The organism is Faecalicatena contorta, from assembly GCF_021531995.1.
Classification (GTDB): Bacteria; Bacillota; Clostridia; order Lachnospirales; family Lachnospiraceae; genus Dorea_A; species Dorea_A contorta_A.
This window is the reverse complement of the sequence record NZ_JAFBIZ010000002.1, coordinates 1-19,405: the sequence shown is the minus strand read 5'-3', so window position 1 is coordinate 19,405 and position 19,405 is coordinate 1. Positions and strand designations below refer to the sequence as shown.

The following is a 19,405-nucleotide window of genomic DNA, read 5'->3' as shown; positions in this document are numbered from 1 at the left end:
AAGTATTTATGAAGAAGATCAAACTTTTTTTTCAGAAACTGATTCCGTTTTTAAAGAAAAGAGGGATAAAGGGTGCAGTAAAAAAACTGTTGGGAAAACTGCATCTTGTAACAGAGGTCTCCAGAGTATTGGAAGATTATAATTATATTGTAGATGAGACAGTCGTTCCGCTGAATCAGAAGGAACATGATGCACATAAAGAGGATAAGGTCAAGATCCTGAACTGGATCATACCGGAGATGGGAGAGGGTTCCGGCGGCCATCTGAATATTTTCCGCTTCATCTCACATCTGGAAAATATGGGATTTCACAGCAGGATCTATCTGTTTAAGAGCCCGAATTACAGAGATAACCAGTCGGTAAAAGAGTTTTTGAGAAAACATTTTCCGATTCTGGATGAACGCGTAGAGGCTTACTGGGATGTAAAATGTGCAAAGTTTGCGCATGCAACGATTGCAACTTCCTGGCAAACTGCATATTTTGTAAAGAATTTTAACAATACGATCTCAAAATTCTATTTTGTACAGGATTACGAGCCGTTTTTCTATGCACATGGATCAGAGTATGAATTTGCAAAGAATACGTATACGTTTGATTTTCGTGGAATCACGGCGGGCGACTGGCTGAAAGACAAGCTGGCTTCTGACTTTGGAATGCGTACAGACAGCTTTGGATTCTCCTATGATAAGGAGCTGTATACGCCTCTGAAGAAAAAGAATTCTACGAAGAGAGTATTCTTCTATGCACGTCCGGTTACGCCGAGAAGAGATTTTGAACTGGGACTTCTCGCACTGGATCTGTTGTGTCAGAAAATGCCTGAGGTGGAGGTTGTATTTGCAGGATGGGATGTCAGCAATTTTGATATTCCGTTTACACATAAGAACCTTGGAATCGTCAGTGTAGATCAGCTTTCAAAGGTATATTCACAGTGTGATCTGTGTCTGATCATCTCAAATACGAATCTGTCTCTGCTCCCGCTGGAAGTGATGGCATCCAATTCAGTTGCAGTGTGCTCAAAGGGCGCAAACAGTACATGGCTGGTGAATGAAGAAAATTCTGTTCTTGTGGAATACGATCCGAGAAACATTGCAGATACACTGGAATATTATCTGACGAATCCGGAAAAACTCAAAGAAATCAGAAAGAAAGGACTTGAATTTGCAAGATCAACGTCCTGGGAGGCAGAAGCAGCGAAGGTTGCGGATGCATTAATGAAGGGAATTGCTGAAGATGGAAAGTAAAAAAGTACTTATTATTGGAGGAAATGGTTTTATAGGGAGAAACCTGGCTAAGAAGCTGATCATGCGTAAAGATCTGGAAGTGTATAGCTTTGATCTGAGTATTCCGCAGGAAACAGTAGAAGGAGTAGAGTATCTGTCAGGCGACTTTTTTGATGATCATGTGCTTAAGAATGCGATCCGTGGGATGGATATGGTCATACATTCACTGAGTACGGTGAATCCGGGAAACTCCAATGAAAAATATATGCAGGGATACGGAAGAGATCTGCTGCAGACAGTGAAACTGTGCGGGATGCTGATCGATCAGGGAACGAATATGATCTTTTTGTCTTCCGGAGGAACGGTCTACGGGATACAGGAAAAACAGCCGATCAATGAACTGGCACTTCCGGTGCCGATCAATCATTACGGAAGTGTGAAACTCTGTATCGAGAACATTATCCGTACCTTCAATTCTCAGCTTCATACGAAGATGAGGATTGCAAGAATCTCCAATCCATACGGTCCGGGACAGGATTATCACAAAGGTGTCGGGTTTGTAGATGCAGCGGTGAAGAAAATGATCCATAAAGAAACGCTGGAGATCTGGGGAGACGGAGAGACGATCCGGGATTATATCTATATCGAAGATGTCTGCAGTATGCTGGAAGCCCTGATCGATTATGAAGGAGATGAAGAAGTATTTAACATAAGCTCGAATGAGGGGATCAGTCAGAACATGGTGGTTGAGATACTCCGGAAATTAAACGGAGGGCTTGATGTTATATATAAAGAGGCAAGAAGCGTCGATGTGAAGAAGATCGTACTGGATAACTCAAAGATCAGATCCATCTATCAGGGGGAAATTCGCAGCTTTGCTGAAGGCCTCGAACAGTATTACAAGTTTTTAGTAGAAGGTGAGTAGAATGAAAGTATTGGTGACAGGAGTGGCAGGACAGTTGGGCCATGATGTGATGAATGAACTTGCAAAAAGAGGCTGCGAAGGAATCGGAAGTGATATTGCTCCTGCTTATGCAGGGGCGGCGGATGGCTCCGCTGTGACAACGATGCCTTATATGCAGCTGGATATTACGGATGCAAAGGCTGTGGAAGAGAAGATCACAGAAGTAAATCCGGATGTGGTCGTCCATTGTGCAGCGTGGACGGCAGTCGATCTTGCGGAGGATGATGATAAAGTAGAGAAGGTTCGTGCGATCAATGCCGGCGGAACAGCGCATATTGCAAACGTGTGTAAGAAACTGGATTGTAAGATGGTATATATCAGCACGGATTATGTGTTTGACGGACAGGGAACCAAACCGTGGGATCCGGACTGCAGAGATTATAAACCGTTAAATGTATATGGGCAGACGAAGCTGGAAGGGGAACTGGCCGTTTCCGAAAATCTGGATAAGTATTTTATTGTTCGTATTGCATGGGTATTCGGTAAAAATGGAAAGAATTTCATTAAGACGATGCTGAGTCTCGGAAAAACATATGAAAGAATTACAGTCGTCAATGATCAGATCGGTACACCAACTTATACGTATGATCTGGCAAGGCTGCTGGTTGATATGATCGAGACGGAAAAGTATGGATATTATCATGCAACCAATGAAGGCGGATATATCAGCTGGTATGATTTTACAAAAGAGATCTTCCGTCAGGCTGTAGAACTGGGGCTTGCGGAATATTCGGAAGAACGTGTACAGGTGGTACCGGTTACGACAGAAGAATATGGAGTATCCAAAGCTGCCCGTCCGTTCAACAGCAGACTGGATAAGAGTAAATTAATCAAAAATGGGTTTGAACCATTGCCGTCCTGGAAGGATGCACTTGGAAGATACTTGAAGGAACTGGACATCGTCTCTTAAAAGGAGGAGTGGACAATGATTGGTAAGGGAGTAAGAAAGAGAATACTTGCATTTGCGTTAGGTATCATGCTGGCGGTGCCGGCTGTACCGGCGTATAGTGTACAGGCAGAAGAAGGTCAGGAAACGCAGCTGACGGACCTGCAGGAGTCAAAGGCTGAACAGTCAGGGGAGATGGCTGGAACAGCACAGGAAGAAGAACGGACACAGGAACAGGACGGACAGGTATCACAGAAAGAGACAGACGTGCAGGCTGCACCTGTACTGCAGTATGTATATGTAGACAAGCCTTACGTCGCATTGCCCGGAATTCAGGAGATTCTGGTATCAGTTACTGATGGAACTGTCCCGGAACAGGCAGTGTTGACCTGTGAAAATGAAGCGACCGGAGAAATATATACGACAGAAGCCGTAAAGTATCAGGACTCAGCCGTATTGTTTCGGATGAATTATACAGAGGAGGCACAGACCGGAATCTACCGGCTGAGGGAAGTACAGCTGGTCAGTGAAGGTCAGGAATATACATATGTTTTTCAGGACTGTGGGATTGAAAGTCGATATGGAGTGAATGAAGAATGTATCACGAATCCGGATGCCGTGGTGGAAGAAGCGGAAGGTTCAGAACAGCCGGTTTCTTTTGTGGCTATGGACAATGAAGGTAATCTCACAGAAAGTGATACAGCGCAGGATGCAATTGAAGAGGCGGCCGTAACGTTACAGGCAGAGGAAATGTCCAACGCCCGTACGTTGACCACAGGAAATGCTGTGGTCGTGCTGGATCCGGGACACGGCGGAACGGATTCGGGAGCGGTAGGAAACGGAGCCAGTGAAAAAGATCTGACCCTTAAGATTGCGAAGTACTGCAAAGAAGCGCTGGAGATGTGTGAAGGAATTGAGGTATATATGACCCGTGAGACGGATACGTCGGTGGGCGGTTCAGATGTGGCAGCGGATCTGAAGGCGAGAGTAGACTTTGCGGCATCAAAGAACGCAGACCTCTTTGTCAGCATTCACCTGAATTCTTCCGGATATGGAACGGCTTACGGTGCAGAGGTGTATTACCCGAATTCCAATTATAATGCGACTGTGGGAAGCGAGGGAAAAGCGGCAGCACAGAGTATTCTGGATGAGCTTGTGACTCTGGGACTGAAGGATCGTGGAATCAAGATCCGAAACAGTGAAAGTGGCAGCACCTATCCGGATGGGTCTCTGCAGGATTATTACGCACTGATCTGGCGGTGTAAGCGGGCCGGATTTCCGGGAATCATCGCGGAGCATGCATTTATAAGTAATGCAGATGATTATCAGAAGTATCTCAGCTCGGATGAAAAGCTGAAAAAACTGGGAGAAGCAGATGCTGCAGGAATCATAAAATACTTTGGCCTAAAGATTGGCGGATGGAAGCAAGACAGTACCGGATGGAGATATCAGAATGAAGACGGAACCTACGTTAAAAATCAGTGGAAGAAGATCGATGGCTCCTGGTATCATTTCAATGCATCCGGATACATGAATACAGGTTTTTATGAGGAAAACGGGAAGACCTACTATCTGGGAACCAATGGAAAGATGGTGACCGAGTGGAAGAAGATCAATGGTTCCTGGTACTATTTCGGAACAGACGGGGTTATGATCATGGGACAGTGGCTTTTGCTGGAAGACGTCTGGTATTATCTGGAATCTGACGGAAAGATGGTAACTGGATGGAAGACGATCAAGGGCTACCGGTATTATTTTGACAAAAACGGAGAGATGTATTCCGGGACCTGTACGATCGATGGCGTCACTTATCATTTCCGCAGCCAGGGAGGTATCAAGATCGGCTGGTCTCTGGCAGATGGCTACTGGTACTATACCAAAGAGGATCTGATGAAAGCAGTTGGATTCTGTGAGGTTGGAGAAAAGATCTACTACTTTGACACGTATGGAAGAATGCAGACAGACTGGGTGCTGGTAAACGACATCTGGTATTACTTTGATGAAGACGGAGCCATGGTGACGGGCTGGATCAAGCTGAAGGGCTGCTGGTATTATCTGCAGGCAGACGGAAAGATGGCAGTCGGGTTCCAGAAGATTGAAGGCTATACCTATTATTTTAAGAGCAACGGCGTCATGAAAACCGGTTGGGTAAAGAGTGGAAATAACTGGTATTATTTCAGAAGCAGCGGTGCAATGTGTACGGGCTGGATCAGGCTGAATGGTATCTGGTATTATCTGGAAGCAGATGGGAAGATGGCAACCGGATGGAAGACGATCGATGGAAAGAACTATTATCTGGGAGAAGACGGAGCCATGTATACCGGTACTCATATAATTGATGGGGATACCTATCAGTTTGATGCAAGTGGTGCATGTCTGAATAAAAAAGTAAGTGGCTGGGTTACAGAGAATGGCAACAAATATTATGTCGTCAATGATACGAAGATAACCGGATGGAAATTGATTGATGGCATCTGGTATTATTTCGATCCGGACACTGCAGTGATGCAGACCGGCTGGATCAAGGTAAAAGAGGTCTGGTACTATCTGGACGACGCAGGGGCTATGAAGAAGGGCTGGCTGACGGATGGAAGCTACACGTATTATCTGAATACAGCATCGAATTCTTATGGCGCAGAAGGTGCTATGCTTCGAGGATACTGTGAGATTGACGGTACCTGGTATTACTTTAATAAAGGAAAATCCCCCGAGGGAGCTCTTACATATACGGGTGTCACAAAGATTATGGGCAGCAGTGAACTGGGAAGTGATAAAGGAACTGTGGTTGGAAAGATGGTAACGATGTATAAGAATCGCGGCGCGACATATCCGGCGGAGGTAATGAAAGCCGGAGGAGCTGCCGATATTACAGCGTTCTGTGAGATCCTGTATGAGGAGGCTGTTCTGGAAGGTGTGAAGCCGGAGATCGTATTCGGACAGGCGATGAAAGAGACCGGATATCTTCAGTACGGCGGAGATGTGAAGGTGGAACAGTATAACTTTGCAGGCCTTGGCGCTTCCGGCGGAGGTGCATAAGGGGCAACATTTCCCGATGTCCGGACGGGACTGCGTGCACAGGTGCAGCATCTGAAAGCGTACGCATCTGATGAGAATCTGAAGAAGGAATGTGTTGATCCAAGGTTCAAATATGTGACCAGAAATACGGCTCCTTATGTGGAGTGGCTTGGAATCCAGGAGAATCCGAACGGAAAAGGATGGGCAACAGACATCAATTATGGAATCGCTCTGATGAACCTGTATGTAAAACCGATGTACATGCTGTAGAAAGGGAAACAAGATGAAGATAAGTAAAAGAATATTGATTGGTGTACTGGTTCTGGGAATTCTGGCAACGGGATGTGCAAAGGGCAGTGACAAAGATGCAGAGGAAGCAGAAAAAAAGGAGGCACAAAAGCTGGAGATTCAGGATCAGAAAGAGGAAGATACCGGAGACGATGAAGCGGAAAGTGAGACAGATGAGACGGAAGAGGAAGCAAAAAAGGTTCTGATCTATTTTCCGAATGAAGACGTGGATGGATTTGATACAGAAGAGATGGAGCTTCCGGAAGTGACGGCAGAGAATCTGATTGCCGCACTGGTGGAAAAGGGAGTCATTCCGGCAGATGTGGAAGCAATTTCCTGTAAAGAAGTGAAGGTGGATGATGAAGATGCGCTGGAACTGGATCTGAATGACGCGTTTCGTACGTATATTCAGTCGATGGGAACCGCAGGTGAATATGCTTCGATCGGAAGCCTGTGCAATACATTTTTAAGTGCATATGACTGTGAAAAGATTCAGATCACAGTCGAAGGAGAAACTTTAGAAACAGGGCATGCAGAATATCCGGGATATATGTCTGCATTTGAATAGGATACACAGATTATGAAAAAGCAATATCATACAAAATGGAAAAAAACAGTAATTTTAGGAAGTGTGTTGCTGATGTGCAGTTCCCTTCCGGTTCAGGCACAGGAGGGCAGAGCGATCGAATCCGTAGACCAGTCTGTAGAAGCACAGGAGGATGAGCAGACATATAGTGCGGAAGATACGGTTAACGGGACAGAAGAAACAGTTAGCGGGACAGAAGAAACGGTTAGTGGAACAGAAGATACAGTTAGCGAGACAGAAGAAACGGTTCAGACAGAACCGGAAACACCGGCAATGTATTCTGACGGATGGCATCTGATCGATGGAAGCTGGTTCTATTACCTGAACAATCAGCCAAAGACCGGCTGGCTGAAGTATAAGAATAAGTGGTATTATCTGGACGCCGACGGCAAGATGGCAATCGGATGGCGCATTGCCAATGGCAAACACTATTATATGGATAGCGATGGAATCATGCAGACCGGCTGGATCAAGCCGGATGAGATCTGGTATTATCTGGATGCGTCCGGAGCCATGCGGACCGGCTGGATCAAATTAAATAATATCTGGTATTATCTGCATGAAGACGGTAAGATGGCAGTCGGCTGGATTGATGTCTCCGGAGTGCGTTACTATATGAAGGCAAATGGCAGTATGAAGACCGGCTGGCTTCAGGAAGGAGAGATATGGTATTATCTGGGTGCGTCCGGAGCCATGCAGAAGAACGGCTGGGTGAAATATAAGAACGATTGGTACTATTTTGGGGATGACGGGCATATGCTGACAGATGAGACGGTTTATGTCGGAGACCGTACATATTATATACAGCCGGACGGTACCCTGACACATGGATGGGGACAGGTCAATAACACCTGGTACTACTGGGATGACAACGGCACGATGTGTACCGGCTGGCTGAAAGTAAAGAATGTCTGGTATTATCTGAATCATCCGGATAATCAGAGATTTGAAGAACATCCGCTTGGAGAGATGCAGATCGGCTGGGTGGATATCAAAGAAGACCGTTATTACTTCAGAGCGTCCGGGGCAAGGGCAACCGGCTGGATCAAGGATACTTCAGACGGGGAAGAAAAATGGTATTATCTGTATGAGACAGGAAAAATGGCCAGAGATGCAGTGGTAGACGGAATCTATCTTGTTGATGAAAACGGTGTATGGTATGATACACTGGATTATGCGGATGTGTTGACCCAGTATACGTATGTACCGTACGTGTATGGAGGAAAGGATTTAAATGGCTGGGACTGCAGCGGATTCGTATGGTGGGTTATGGTCAATGTTTATGGACTCGATGTACCGTATATGACGACATATCAGCTGATCTACTATGGAGAAGAGATCAATCGGAATGATCAGACATTATGGAAGTCCGGCGATCTGTTATGTACTTCCGGGCATGTAGCAATCTATCTGGGAAATGGAAAGGTGATTCATGCTGCAAATTCCAGAAGAGGTACAGTTATAGATGATCTGGATTATTATCTGCGGTGGTTTGCTCCGAGTGGGCTGTCTGTGAGAAGAGTAGTATAAAGGGAGGATGGAAAAGTGAAAAAGTATCAAATCGGTATATTGCTTGCTGCCGTTATGGGTGTGGGCCTGGTGTTCCCATCCTATGAGGCACATGCAGAAAATGTAGTGTACGAGGAAACGACGCTAACAGCACCGGAGGAAAAGTTAACCGGATGGGTGCAAAAAGAAGAAGGCTGGTATTATTATGATGCAGATGGCAATCAGATAACCGGCTGGAAGAAGCTCAATGGATATTGGTATTATCTGGATGCGGCAGATGCTGCATATCCGGGAAGAATGATTGCCGATCGGGAAGCTGAGATTGATGGCGAGACTTATCGTTTCAATGAAAAGGGAATGATGCAGACCGGTTGGTTTCAGAAAGACGGAATCTGGTATTATTATAAGAGCTCCGGAGCAAAGGCAGAGTCTGAATGGCTGGAAATTAAGGGAACCCGCTATTATTTTACCGAAGTTGATGGGGCAATGGCAGCTGATGGTGAGATCCTGATTGGTGGAAGTACCTATCGTTTTCTGGACAGTGGGAAGACTTATACCGGTTGGCTGAAGGAAGAAGAAGGCTGGTACTATTATGATGCTTCCGGTCGGAAAGCAGAAGGAGAATGGAGCAAGATAAAAAATGTCTGGTATTACTTTCAGAGTGCCGGAGAGTGTCCGGAGTTCCCGGGCCTGATGGCAGTGAGTGAGGAAAGAGTGATCGATGACGAATCTTATCTTTTTACGGACAGCGGTGCAATGTATACCGGATGGCTTAAGAAGGAAGAAGGCTGGTATTATTATAAATCGTCCGGTGCAAGGGTACAGGAAGGCTGGTGTGAAGTCGGCGGCAGAAGATATTACTTCCTGGCAGCTTCGGAAGAAAACCCATATCCGGGAGTCATGTATGAAGGGGATCAGAAAGAAATCGATGGTCTTATATACTATTTCGAAAGTGATGGATTCATGAAAACCGGATGGATTAAGGAGGGTGATGTATGGTACTTCCTGGGAACCGATGGGCAGAAAGCATCCGGATGGATCAAAACCGGTGGAAAATGGTATTATATGGATCCGGAAAATGAAGATCAGATGTTTGATGGCGGCTGGAAACAGTTAAATGACATCTGGTATTACTTCAGAAGCAGCGGAGCAATGGCAACCGGTTGGGAGAAAATCGGAAGTTACTGGTATTACTTTGACGCAAGTGGAGCGATGCAGACCGGCTGGAAACAGATCGGTGGGAACTGGTATTACATGTATAAGGAAAATGATCCGCACGGTGGCACTTATGGAGCAATGGCCTGCAACAGAAGCATAGACGGCTACTGGCTGGATCTCAGTGGAAAGTGGATCCTTCAGGATCTGGCAGCGATGTCACAGAAAGCGCAGCTGTATTCCAGTTCTACCCCCTATCTGATTCTGGTAAACAGAAGCACTCATAAAGTGGGTGTATTCAGAGGAAGTGTTGGAAAATGGGAGAACGTTCAGTATTGGGATTGTGCGGACGGAGCACCGTCTACTCCGACTGTGATGGGTACATTCCGTGTCGGAAGCAAGGGATATTATTTTGATTCCGGAGCTGCAAGATGTTACTGGTACACACAGTTTTATGGCAATTATCTGTTCCATTCCGTTCTTTATAATAAGAATGGAACACTGATGGACGGTAGAGTAGGAATGCCGCTGTCTCACGGATGTGTAAGACTGAAAATAGAAAATGCAAAATGGATCTATGACAATATACCGGTCGGAACGACTGTAGTGGTATATCAGTAGAGAATGAACAGGGTGCTGTATTTAACAGCACCCTGTTTTGATGATTAACGTTTTAATAATTTTCTTGTAAACCAGTCCTTTGCATAAGCGAAGGTATGGATAATCAGTTCTATCTCGATCTGAATATAGTTTGAAAGATGGCGGATGCGAAACTTTACTTTTTTCTGTTTTTTCATAGTCGCAAGCCCTTCTTTGATTCCTTCTTTGTAGTCATCTCCCCATCCGTTCTTTATGAAGAACAGATATTTTACCAGATAGCCCAGCAGCAGGGGAACAAAGTTCAGAATCAGCTGTGCAAGGGGCATATTTTTATAATTCAGATAAATATTGTTGCGTGCAGACAGCTTTACCTTAAAGGAATTGTACTTGGATCCGCTGGTTCCGCTTCCGACATGGTAGACAAGAGCGGTCGGACAATACATGTTTCTGTAGCCATAGATTTTTGCACGATAACCGATATCGATATCTTCCAGATATGCAAAATGGTTTTCGTCGAAATATCCGATTCTGGAAAAGACTTTACGGCGATAGATGGCAGCACCTGCACAGGCAGTAAATATCTCATCTGCTTCTGTATAATTGCTGATCGGACGTCCGTTTCCACGGCAGACGCCCCAGCCGACCAGTGTGTAGAGATCTCCTGCACTGTCGATCAGATCCGGATGATACATCTGGATCATCTTGCTGCTGACGGAGAAGATCTTAGGAGACTTCTCGATCGCCCGGACCATCTCTTCCACATAATGTGGGTCAACGGTCGTGTCATTGTTCAGAAGGATCACATAGGGGGTATCTGAGTGACGAATGCCTACATTTACCGCTTTGCTGAATCCATAATTTTTATCCAGAGCTATCACTTCAATATCTGGATAATGTTCTTTCATATATTCAATACTTCCGTCAGTGGAAGCGTTGTCTACAATCAGTATCCTGAAATCCCGGCACGTCTGATTTTCCAGAGATGCAAGGCAGGGCTCCATGAAATGCTTTCCATTATAATTGGGAATTACGATCGTTACTTTCATGATAATTTACTCCGTTTTCGTATTTGATATGTATTATTATAGCAAAGAAAGAGGGTATATGCTACCGGAACTTGTATGGAAAGAACACAATTGTTTCAAAAGTGTTAATGAAATGTTAAGAAAAAGAGGGAGACTTTGGGTTGTCGATTCTGATAAAGTATTGTATTATAAAGTGTAATGTTTTGATTGTTTGAGAGACAGAACAGAATATTTTGTTGAAAACGGGTGGAAAAGGTGATTAAAGATAATCAGAAATTATTGAACAGACTTCACGTCGTGATTGACGCAATGGTAATTATATTTTCATATATCGCTGCATGGTATCTCAGATTCAAGAGTGGGATCTTTGAACTGGATCCGTGGTTTTTATCTTTACAGGAATATTGCAAGGCTCTTTTCTTTATTGTTCCGGGATATCTGGTGCTGTATTATGCATTTCAACTGTATACACCAAAGCGTGTCCAGGGCAGACGTCTGGAAGCATGGCATATCATGCAGGCCAATTCGATCGGCCTGATGGCATTTATACTTATCCTGTATCTGACCAAGCAGTCAGATTTTTCCAGAACCATGATCTTTATCTTTTTCTGTGTGAATGTGTTCTGTGAAGTAGTGGTAAGAAACATTATCCGTGAAGCTCTGAGAAATATGAGAATGCAGGGCTATAATCAGAAACATATCCTGCTGATCGGATACAGCCGTGCCGCGGAGCAGTATATTGACCGTATCAAATCACATCCTGAGTGGGGCTATATCGTCCGGGGAATTCTGGCAGACAATGTGCCGAGAGGAACGGAGTATCGAGGAATCAAGGTTCTGGGACGGACAGAGAATCTGACGATCATCCTTCCGCAGAACCGTCTTGATGAGATTGCGATCACGCTCGGATTGGCTGAATATCATAAGCTGGAACATATTGTGAGTATGTGTGAAAAGTCCGGTGTGCATACGAAGTTTATTCCGGATTATAATAATATTATTCCAACGAAACCGTATACAGAGGATCTGCTTGGACTGCCGGTCATTAATATCCGTCACGTTCCGCTGAATAACATGCTGAACTCTTTTATGAAAAGATGTGTGGATGTATTTGGAGCCATTGTTGCGATTCTGCTGTTTTCACCGATCATGGCAGTGACTGCTGTGATTATTAAGGTGACAGCTCCCGGTCCGTTGATCTTTAAGCAGGAGCGGATCGGACTTCAGAACAAGCCTTTCTATATGTACAAGTTTCGCTCGATGGTCGTTCAGGAAGCGAAGGAAGAGAAGGCAGGATGGACAACAAAGAACGATCCGCGGGTTACACCGATCGGAAAGTTTATTCGTAAAACGAGCATTGATGAACTTCCACAGCTGTTCAATATCTTAAAAGGAGATATGAGTCTGGTCGGACCTCGTCCGGAACGTCCGCAGTTTGTGGAAAAATTCAGTGAGGAGATCCCGAGATATCGTGTGAAGCATCAGGTGCGTCCGGGACTTACCGGCTGGGCACAGGTAAATGGATATCGTGGAGATACATCTATCAGAAAACGAATCGAGCATGATCTGTATTATATTGAAAACTGGACACTGGGATTTGATTTTAAGATTATATTCTTGACATTTTTTAAAGGCTTTGTAAATAAAAATGCTTATTAACAGGTAGGAGATATATATGAGCAGAAAAAAACGTATGAGCAAAAAACAGGCACGGGAAGAACGCCGGAAAAAAATCCGCAGAAGACGCCGGAAAAGAGCAGCGCTATTAATTGCGGAGATCCTGATTCTGGCAGTTCTCTGTGTCATTGCATACGGACTTTTTAAACTTGATAAAATGGATATCAATATCTTGAATGAAGATAAGCTGGAAGCATATCGGGATACCGGACCTTATACGAATATTGCACTGTTTGGACTTGATTCCAGAAACGGAGAGCTTGACGGAGGAGTCCAGAGTGACTGTATCATGATTGCAAGTATCAATAATGAGACGAATGATGTGAAGATTGTTTCTGTATATCGGGATACTCTTTTGCAGCAGGCAGACGGGACTTATGAAAAAGCCAATTCTGCATACAATGAAGGTGGTCCGGAAGCGGCGATCAGTCTTCTGAACCGGAATTTTGATCTGGATATCAAAAATTATATCAGCGTGAATTTCAGCGCGCTGGTAGATGTGATCGATGCGCTGGGCGGAATTGAGATGGATATGACGGCAGAAGAGGCTTATTACAGTAACGGATATGCATTTGAAACGGCACAGGTTGTGGGAAAAGAGATGATCAAGATTCCGGAAGAGGCGGGAACACAGCTTCTGGATGGCGTTCATGCAGTGGGATATGCGAGAATACGTTACACAGAAGGCATGGATTTTAAACGTACGGAGCGTCAGCGGGTGGTGCTTCAGAAAGTTGCAGAGAAAGCCAAGAAGGCAGATGTTCTGACTCTGAATCAGATTGTAGATGAAGTCTTTCCACAGATATCGACGAATCTGACGATCAAGGATATGCTGGGCTTTGCTGCCAATATTCTGGATTATAATATTGTAGATACGACAGGCTTCCCGTATGCGGTAACGACGGATGATAATGTGCGCAATCATGAAGGAGCTTATGTAGTGCCGATCAGTCTGAATAATAATGTGACGCAGTTGCATCAGAACCTGTTTGGTGAGACTGATTATGAGCCATCTGAGAAAGTCCGGCAGATTCATAATGATATTATCTATCTGACAGGAATAGAAGAAGGTTCGGAAGCTATAGAGACAACGTTTGGAGGAGATGTGCATAATGAGGGAACGCAATAATATTATTATGGAATACGGAACGTATATGCTGACTTTTTTTGCAAGCTATATTGCATCCCTTGCAGGTCTGCATTATCTGTCGGGCGCGGTCCTGATGGCAGAAGCTCTGTTCCTCTATGTCCACTGGGTAAAGGAAAGCGGGAGTCTGGTAGAGCTTCGGGCATTATTTACTCTGGCATGGGTAGGTGGACAGGGAATTGCATGCCTGCAGCTGAGCAAACTTCAGGCAGACTGGAATTATGCGACCTGGCTGTGTTTCTTTCTGATCTTTGGTGGTTTTGGCATAGGATACGAGTGGGGACAGAAGTATGAAAAAGTGGAAGAAAAAGAGCTGGAAAAAGATGAGGAGCAGGCACGTCGCCTGCTGCACTGCATCATTGTTCTGATGGCTGCCTCGATTCTGTGTTTTATATTCGAAGCAGTGAAAGTTGGTTTTATTCCGCTGTTTTCAGATGAACCACATGCCTATTCTTATTTTCATGTTTCAGGAGTTCACTATTTTACGGTGAGCTGTATTCTGATCCCTGCAATTACAGTTCTTTACATAAAGGTCAGTACAAAGATATCAGCCGGAAATAAGATTTTGCTTCTGGCTGCCAATGTGACGGCTGTTCTGATTCCATTTCTCTGTGTATCAAGATTTCAGCTTTTGTTTGCTGTTGGGTTTGCCGTAGTAACTTATATCATGGTGAATAAAAAGATCCGGATTCGTACCATGATGATATTGATCGCTGCCTTGATACCGATCTATATTATTCTGACGGTATTCCGGCACCATGACGTTTCGTATCTGAACAGCATATTCGAAATGAAGTGGGAAAAAATGCCGATTTTTATCACACAGCCTTATATGTATGTGGCAAATAATTTTGAAAATTTCAATTGTATGGTAGAACAGATGACAGAGCATACGTGGGGCATTAAAATGCTGTTTCCGTTTTTTGCGCTGACAGGACTCAAGTTTGTGATTCCTCAGGTGAATATTACACAGATTTACCTTACGAAACCGGAACTGACAACACTTACCATGTTTTATGATGCATATTATGATTTTGGCATTTTCGGAGTATTATTTTTTGCGATGTTGATAGGAATTGTTGCAAAAATACTGATGAATGTGGTGAAAAAAAGCAAAAATCCGACAGCATATCTGTTTTATGGTCAGATTGCCATCTATCTGGGACTTGCTTTTTTTACAACGTGGTTCAGCAATCCGACAACGTGGTTCTGGCTTGTATTGACAGGAATGATGCACTGGTATGTAGGACGTGTTAACAGAAGAAAAGGAATGAATAAAGAGGATGAATAATCAAAAGAAAGTAGATGTGATCATCCCGACCTATCGGCCGGACGGGAGACTGACAGAGATACTGAAGAGGCTTGGCAGACAGAGCTATCCGATTCATCGGATATATGTAATCAATACGAAGTCTGACCGGTTCCCAGATGAGATTGAGAAGATTCCCGGGGTGATTGTCAACCATATTCTGCCGGAAGAATTTGATCATGGGGCAACACGCGATAAAGGTGCCCGCATGTCAGATGCAGATATTGTGGTATTTATGACGCAGGATGCAGTTCCGGCAGATGGAAATCTGATCGAAGAACTGACCAGGCCGCTTCGGGAAATGGAGATGATTGGAGTATCATACGCAAGACAGTTGCCGGCAAAGGACTGTGATTATATTGAGCGATATACAAGAAAGTTTAATTACCCGGAGGAAAGCAGAATCAAAGGGCAGGAAGATATTCCTGAGATGGGGATCAAAGCTTTCTTCTGCTCTGATGTGTGCGCGGCATACAGCAGAAAAAAATATCTGGAAATGGGAGGATTTACCCAAAAAACCATTTTTAATGAAGATATGATCATGGCAGCTCAGATGGTCATGCGCGGATACTATATTGCATATACGGCAGAAGCCCGGGTGGTTCATTCTCATAATTATTCGGGATTGCAGCAGTTCCACAGGAATTTTGACCTGGCAGTCTCGCAGGCCGATCATCCGGAGATCTTTGCACAGATCCGCTCGGAGAGTGAAGGCATCCGGCTAGTGAAGCAGACGGTGAAACATTTGGCGAAAACTCGAAAAATACATCTGATTCCTGTTCTTGTCTATAAAAGTGGATGTAAATATCTGGGATATAAACTGGGACAGAATTACCAGAAATTGCCCCTGTGGCTTGTGAAATATTGTTCTATGAGCAAAACATACTGGGAAAACCGGTGAAAGAAGGGGATTTTTGATTGAAGTTTCAGGGAAAATAGGGTAATATAGTTTAAGATATTATCAACAAGAGACAAGAAAGGACATAGAGTAATGGCAGGGAGGAAGAGACATTACAGACGTGGTCGCAGAACGAAGAAAAAAGGTTTTGCAGCTTGGTCGCTGGGAAAGAAGATCGGTGCGATTCTGGGAGGCACTTTCGTAACAGTTGCAGCGATCGGTGCAGTGATCGTTGCCAGCAAGCTGTCGAAAATAGATACAGTAAAACTTGATACGGAAGAATTAAACGTATCGGAGGAAGCAAAAGAACGTGGAACAGGATATCTGAACGTGGCGCTTTTTGGTGTGGATTCCCGTGATAATCAGCTGGAAGAGGACACGCGAAGCGATACGATCATGATTGCGAGCCTGAATAAAGAGACGATGGAAGTTAAGGTGGTGTCCGTTTATCGTGACACACTGCTGGAACAGAAAGACAGTACATTAAATAAAGCCAATTCGGCATATGCATTCGGAGGACCGGAAGCGGCAGTTGCAATGTTGAATAAGAATCTGGATCTGGATATTGAGCATTATGTAACGGTGAATTTCAACTCACTGATTGATATTATCGATGCAGTCGGTGGAGTTGAGATAGATGTACAGGAGGAAGAGATCTCATATATCTGTGGTTATGCTACAGAGATCATGAAGGTGACAGGAAAGCGTTCACCGGGTGTAACAGAAGCGGGACCTCAGGTATTGAATGGAATACAGGCAACTGCATATGCAAGAATCCGCTATACAGCAGGGGATGATTTCCGACGTGCAGAAAGACAGCGGGATGTACTTTCTAAAGTGGTGCAGAAGCTGCAGAATATTACACCGGCACAGCTGAATAAGATCATCGATAAAGTATTCCCGGAAGTATCTACGAACTTCACTTTGACAGAGATCCTGGAATATGCAACGGATGCATTCGATTATAAGCTTGGGGAGATGACGGGGTTCCCGTTTGACAAGACAACAGATACGTTGAGTAACGTGGGAAGTGTAGTTATTCCTGTAACGCTGGAAAGTAATGTAGAACAGCTCCATGAGTTCTTATATGGAACGGAAGAAAATTACAGTGTTTCTTCGAATGTGTCTAACATCAGCAGCAAGATTGTGGCAAAAGCCGGCGATCGTGAAGCAGATGTGGATGAGTCCAGTCAGGGTGTCATGGAACAGCCGGAGGAGGATTATCCAAATTATGGAACCAGTGGTTCAAATGGATATAGAGGTAATTCATCCGGAACGGGAACCGGCGGCGGAACAGGAACCGGCGGAGATACCGGCGGCGGAACAGGAACCGGCGGAGATACCGGCGGCGGAACAGGAACCGGTGGAGATATCGGCGGCGGAACAGGAACCGGCGGAGATACCGGCGGCGGAACAGGAACCGGCGGAGATACCGGCGGTGATGTTGGCACAGAATAGGAAAAGGGATAAATCTGTGTCGAGTAGTATGTGAATCGGAGTATGAAGAAAAACGAGGTAAGATACATGAGAAAAATAAAAAGGATAATAGCCGTACTGGTTATGGTAGGTATGCTGTGTCCGGGATTATCAATGGTTGCGAATGCAGCATCAGCAGAGATACATTTTTCAGATCCGTCTACAACGGTTGGTGCGGAGGTTGAGGTAAAAGTGCAGATGACTTCGGCGTCTACACTGAATAACGTAGAAGTCACGCTGACTTATGACAGCAGCATGCTGAGATTCATCAGCGGAGAGAATGCTTCCGGAGGAAAAGGAACGATCACACTGACGGGATCCGGGGAAAGCACCACTCTCGATTTTTCGATAAAGTTTCAGGCACTTCAGGAAGGAGATACAAAGATTGAAGTATCCGGCGCAGAAGGAATTGATTCGGCAGGAACTGCGCTTGAGATCACATCCGGAAGTTCTGCAGTTACGATCGGGCCGGGGGATCCGTCTCTGATTACAGAGGAAGAGGATACAGCATCTGTTACAGATGGAATCCAGGTAGAAGTGGATGGCACTCAGTATGTGATCACCAACGATTTTTCAGATGCTTTGATTCCAGAAGGATTTATAAAAAGCGAGATGAAGTTTGAAGGTGAGACCTGTGCAGTGATCACACAGCAGGCAAGCGGAATTTCCGCAATGTATCTGACGCCGGCAGATGGTGGGGATGCAGACTTTTTCCTTTACAGTGAAGACAAAGGAAACTTTACACCGATGGAAGAGGTGGAGATTGCAAATGGACGATACATCATTCCGCTCAGAGATGATGGAAGTGTAAGTCTTCCGGAACGTTTTCAGAAAACAACACTTACGTTAAACGGAAAAGAATTTGATACATGGCAGGACACAGAAAACGCAGAGTATTACGTGATCTACGCATTGAATACAGATGGACAGAAAATGCTGTATCAGTATGATACGCTGGATAAGACATATCAGAGATATGTACAGACAGAGTCTGTCGATGATACAGCTACAAATAAGAAGGCAGCAAAGGGAATCTGGGGAAAGATATTAAGTCTGATTGAAGATTTCCTGGATATTGCAGTGATTCTGATTGCTGCGCTGATTTTGTTCCTTCTGATCATTCTGACGGTTGTTGCAGTGAAGCTTCGTCACAGGAATCTGGAACTGGATGATCTGTATGATGAATATGGAATCGATCTGGATGATGAAGAGGAAGAAGATGAAGATGACTTTGAAGATCCGGTACCGGCAAAGAAGAAATCTTCCAAAAAGGGAGAGAGAAAAGGGAAGAAACAACCCCAATCTGCAAAGCAGGATGGACCTGCTGTCAGAAAGCCGGTAAAGCAGGTTCGAATCGAAGACGAAGATGATTTTGAAGCATTTGAACCACTGGATGAAGAAGTGTTCGATAATTTTGAGGGTTATTACGAAGAATCAGACTTTGATGAGATCGGATTTGATGGAAGTGATGATTTTATTGATGACACGTCTGATCTGTTGAGTGCCCATCCTGAGAAAAAGAGAGGACATTCTGAGGTGGATGATACTTTCCAGATGGATATTATTGATCTTGATTAAAGAAGGGTTTGAAGAGGAATGTAGAGAAGGTACATTCCTCTTTTTCTTTACATTTAAGATATAGTTTGATAC

General features: G+C 44.5%; 15 protein-coding genes. 14 read left to right on the top strand and 1 reads right to left on the bottom strand.

Features of this window, described 5'->3' with window-relative positions:
- The first annotated feature begins 8 nt into the window (after positions 1–8).
- The 8 genes from JQM82_RS00495 to JQM82_RS00460 are packed head-to-tail and all read left to right on the top strand — an operon-like array spanning position 9 to position 10,244.
- Positions 9–1,241: a glycosyltransferase gene (locus JQM82_RS00495; protein ID WP_235247875.1), complete on the top strand. Its 1,233-nt coding sequence runs from the start codon at positions 9–11 to the stop codon at positions 1,239–1,241.
- Entirely contained in the window at positions 1,231–2,145 is a 915-nt protein-coding gene (locus tag JQM82_RS00490) for an NAD-dependent epimerase/dehydratase family protein (protein ID WP_235247874.1), read from the top strand. The genes JQM82_RS00495 and JQM82_RS00490 overlap by 11 nt, the downstream gene beginning before the upstream one ends.
- A 1-nt stretch (position 2,146) precedes the next feature.
- Positions 2,147–3,094 carry a dTDP-4-dehydrorhamnose reductase gene (gene rfbD / locus JQM82_RS00485; RefSeq protein ID WP_235247873.1) on the top strand — a complete coding sequence of 316 codons (948 nt, stop codon included), beginning with the start codon at positions 2,147–2,149 and terminating at the stop codon, positions 3,092–3,094.
- A gap of 15 nt (positions 3,095–3,109) precedes the next feature.
- Positions 3,110–6,106 carry an N-acetylmuramoyl-L-alanine amidase gene (locus JQM82_RS00480; protein WP_235247871.1) on the top strand — a complete coding sequence of 999 codons (2,997 nt, stop codon included), beginning with the start codon at positions 3,110–3,112 and terminating at the stop codon, positions 6,104–6,106.
- A gap of 42 nt (positions 6,107–6,148) precedes the next feature.
- On the top strand, positions 6,149–6,355 hold the full coding sequence (locus tag JQM82_RS00475; RefSeq protein ID WP_235247869.1) for a hypothetical protein: 207 nt from the start codon (positions 6,149–6,151) through the stop codon (positions 6,353–6,355).
- Between the two features lie 13 nt (positions 6,356–6,368).
- A complete protein-coding gene (locus JQM82_RS00470; RefSeq protein WP_235247868.1) occupies positions 6,369–6,941 on the top strand; it encodes a GerMN domain-containing protein in 573 nt (190 codons plus the stop codon).
- 12 nt (positions 6,942–6,953) lie between these two features.
- A complete protein-coding gene (locus JQM82_RS00465; protein ID WP_235247867.1) occupies positions 6,954–8,489 on the top strand; it encodes an NlpC/P60 family protein in 1,536 nt (511 codons plus the stop codon).
- A 15-nt stretch (positions 8,490–8,504) separates the two neighbouring features.
- A complete protein-coding gene (locus JQM82_RS00460) occupies positions 8,505–10,244 on the top strand; it encodes a L,D-transpeptidase family protein (protein ID WP_235247866.1) in 1,740 nt (579 codons plus the stop codon).
- Between the two features lie 44 nt (positions 10,245–10,288).
- Here the strand turns inward: JQM82_RS00460 and JQM82_RS00455 are convergent, their stop codons facing one another.
- Positions 10,289–11,269, bottom strand: coding sequence for a glycosyltransferase family 2 protein (locus tag JQM82_RS00455; protein WP_235247865.1), 981 nt, complete (start codon positions 11,267–11,269; stop codon positions 10,289–10,291).
- A gap of 234 nt (positions 11,270–11,503) precedes the next feature.
- Here JQM82_RS00455 and JQM82_RS00450 point away from each other — a divergent pair, with 234 nt between their 5' ends.
- The 6 genes from JQM82_RS00450 to JQM82_RS00425 all read left to right on the top strand — a co-directional run bounded on the left by JQM82_RS00450 (position 11,504) and on the right by JQM82_RS00425 (position 19,333).
- On the top strand, positions 11,504–12,907 hold the full coding sequence (locus tag JQM82_RS00450; RefSeq protein WP_235247864.1) for an undecaprenyl-phosphate glucose phosphotransferase: 1,404 nt from the start codon (positions 11,504–11,506) through the stop codon (positions 12,905–12,907).
- Positions 12,908–12,923: 16 nt separating this feature from the next.
- Complete coding sequence (locus JQM82_RS00445; RefSeq protein ID WP_235247863.1) at positions 12,924–14,054, top strand: LCP family protein; 1,131 nt, start codon at positions 12,924–12,926, stop codon at positions 14,052–14,054.
- Positions 14,038–15,363, top strand: a complete 1,326-nt coding sequence (locus JQM82_RS00440) for an O-antigen polymerase (protein WP_235247861.1) — start codon at positions 14,038–14,040, stop codon at positions 15,361–15,363. The genes JQM82_RS00445 and JQM82_RS00440 overlap by 17 nt, the downstream gene beginning before the upstream one ends.
- The gene (locus JQM82_RS00435) at positions 15,356–16,282 is read left to right on the top strand and encodes a glycosyltransferase family 2 protein (protein ID WP_235247859.1); all 927 of its coding nucleotides are present in this window, start codon (positions 15,356–15,358) and stop codon (positions 16,280–16,282) included. Before JQM82_RS00440 ends, JQM82_RS00435 begins: the two co-directional genes overlap by 8 nt.
- A 90-nt stretch (positions 16,283–16,372) precedes the next feature.
- A complete protein-coding gene (locus tag JQM82_RS00430) occupies positions 16,373–17,737 on the top strand; it encodes an LCP family protein (RefSeq protein ID WP_235247857.1) in 1,365 nt (454 codons plus the stop codon).
- 66 nt (positions 17,738–17,803) lie between these two features.
- Positions 17,804–19,333 (top strand): cohesin domain-containing protein, encoded by a 1,530-nt coding sequence (locus JQM82_RS00425; protein ID WP_235247856.1) that lies wholly within the window; start codon positions 17,804–17,806, stop codon positions 19,331–19,333.
- Positions 19,334–19,405 lie beyond the last annotated feature (72 nt).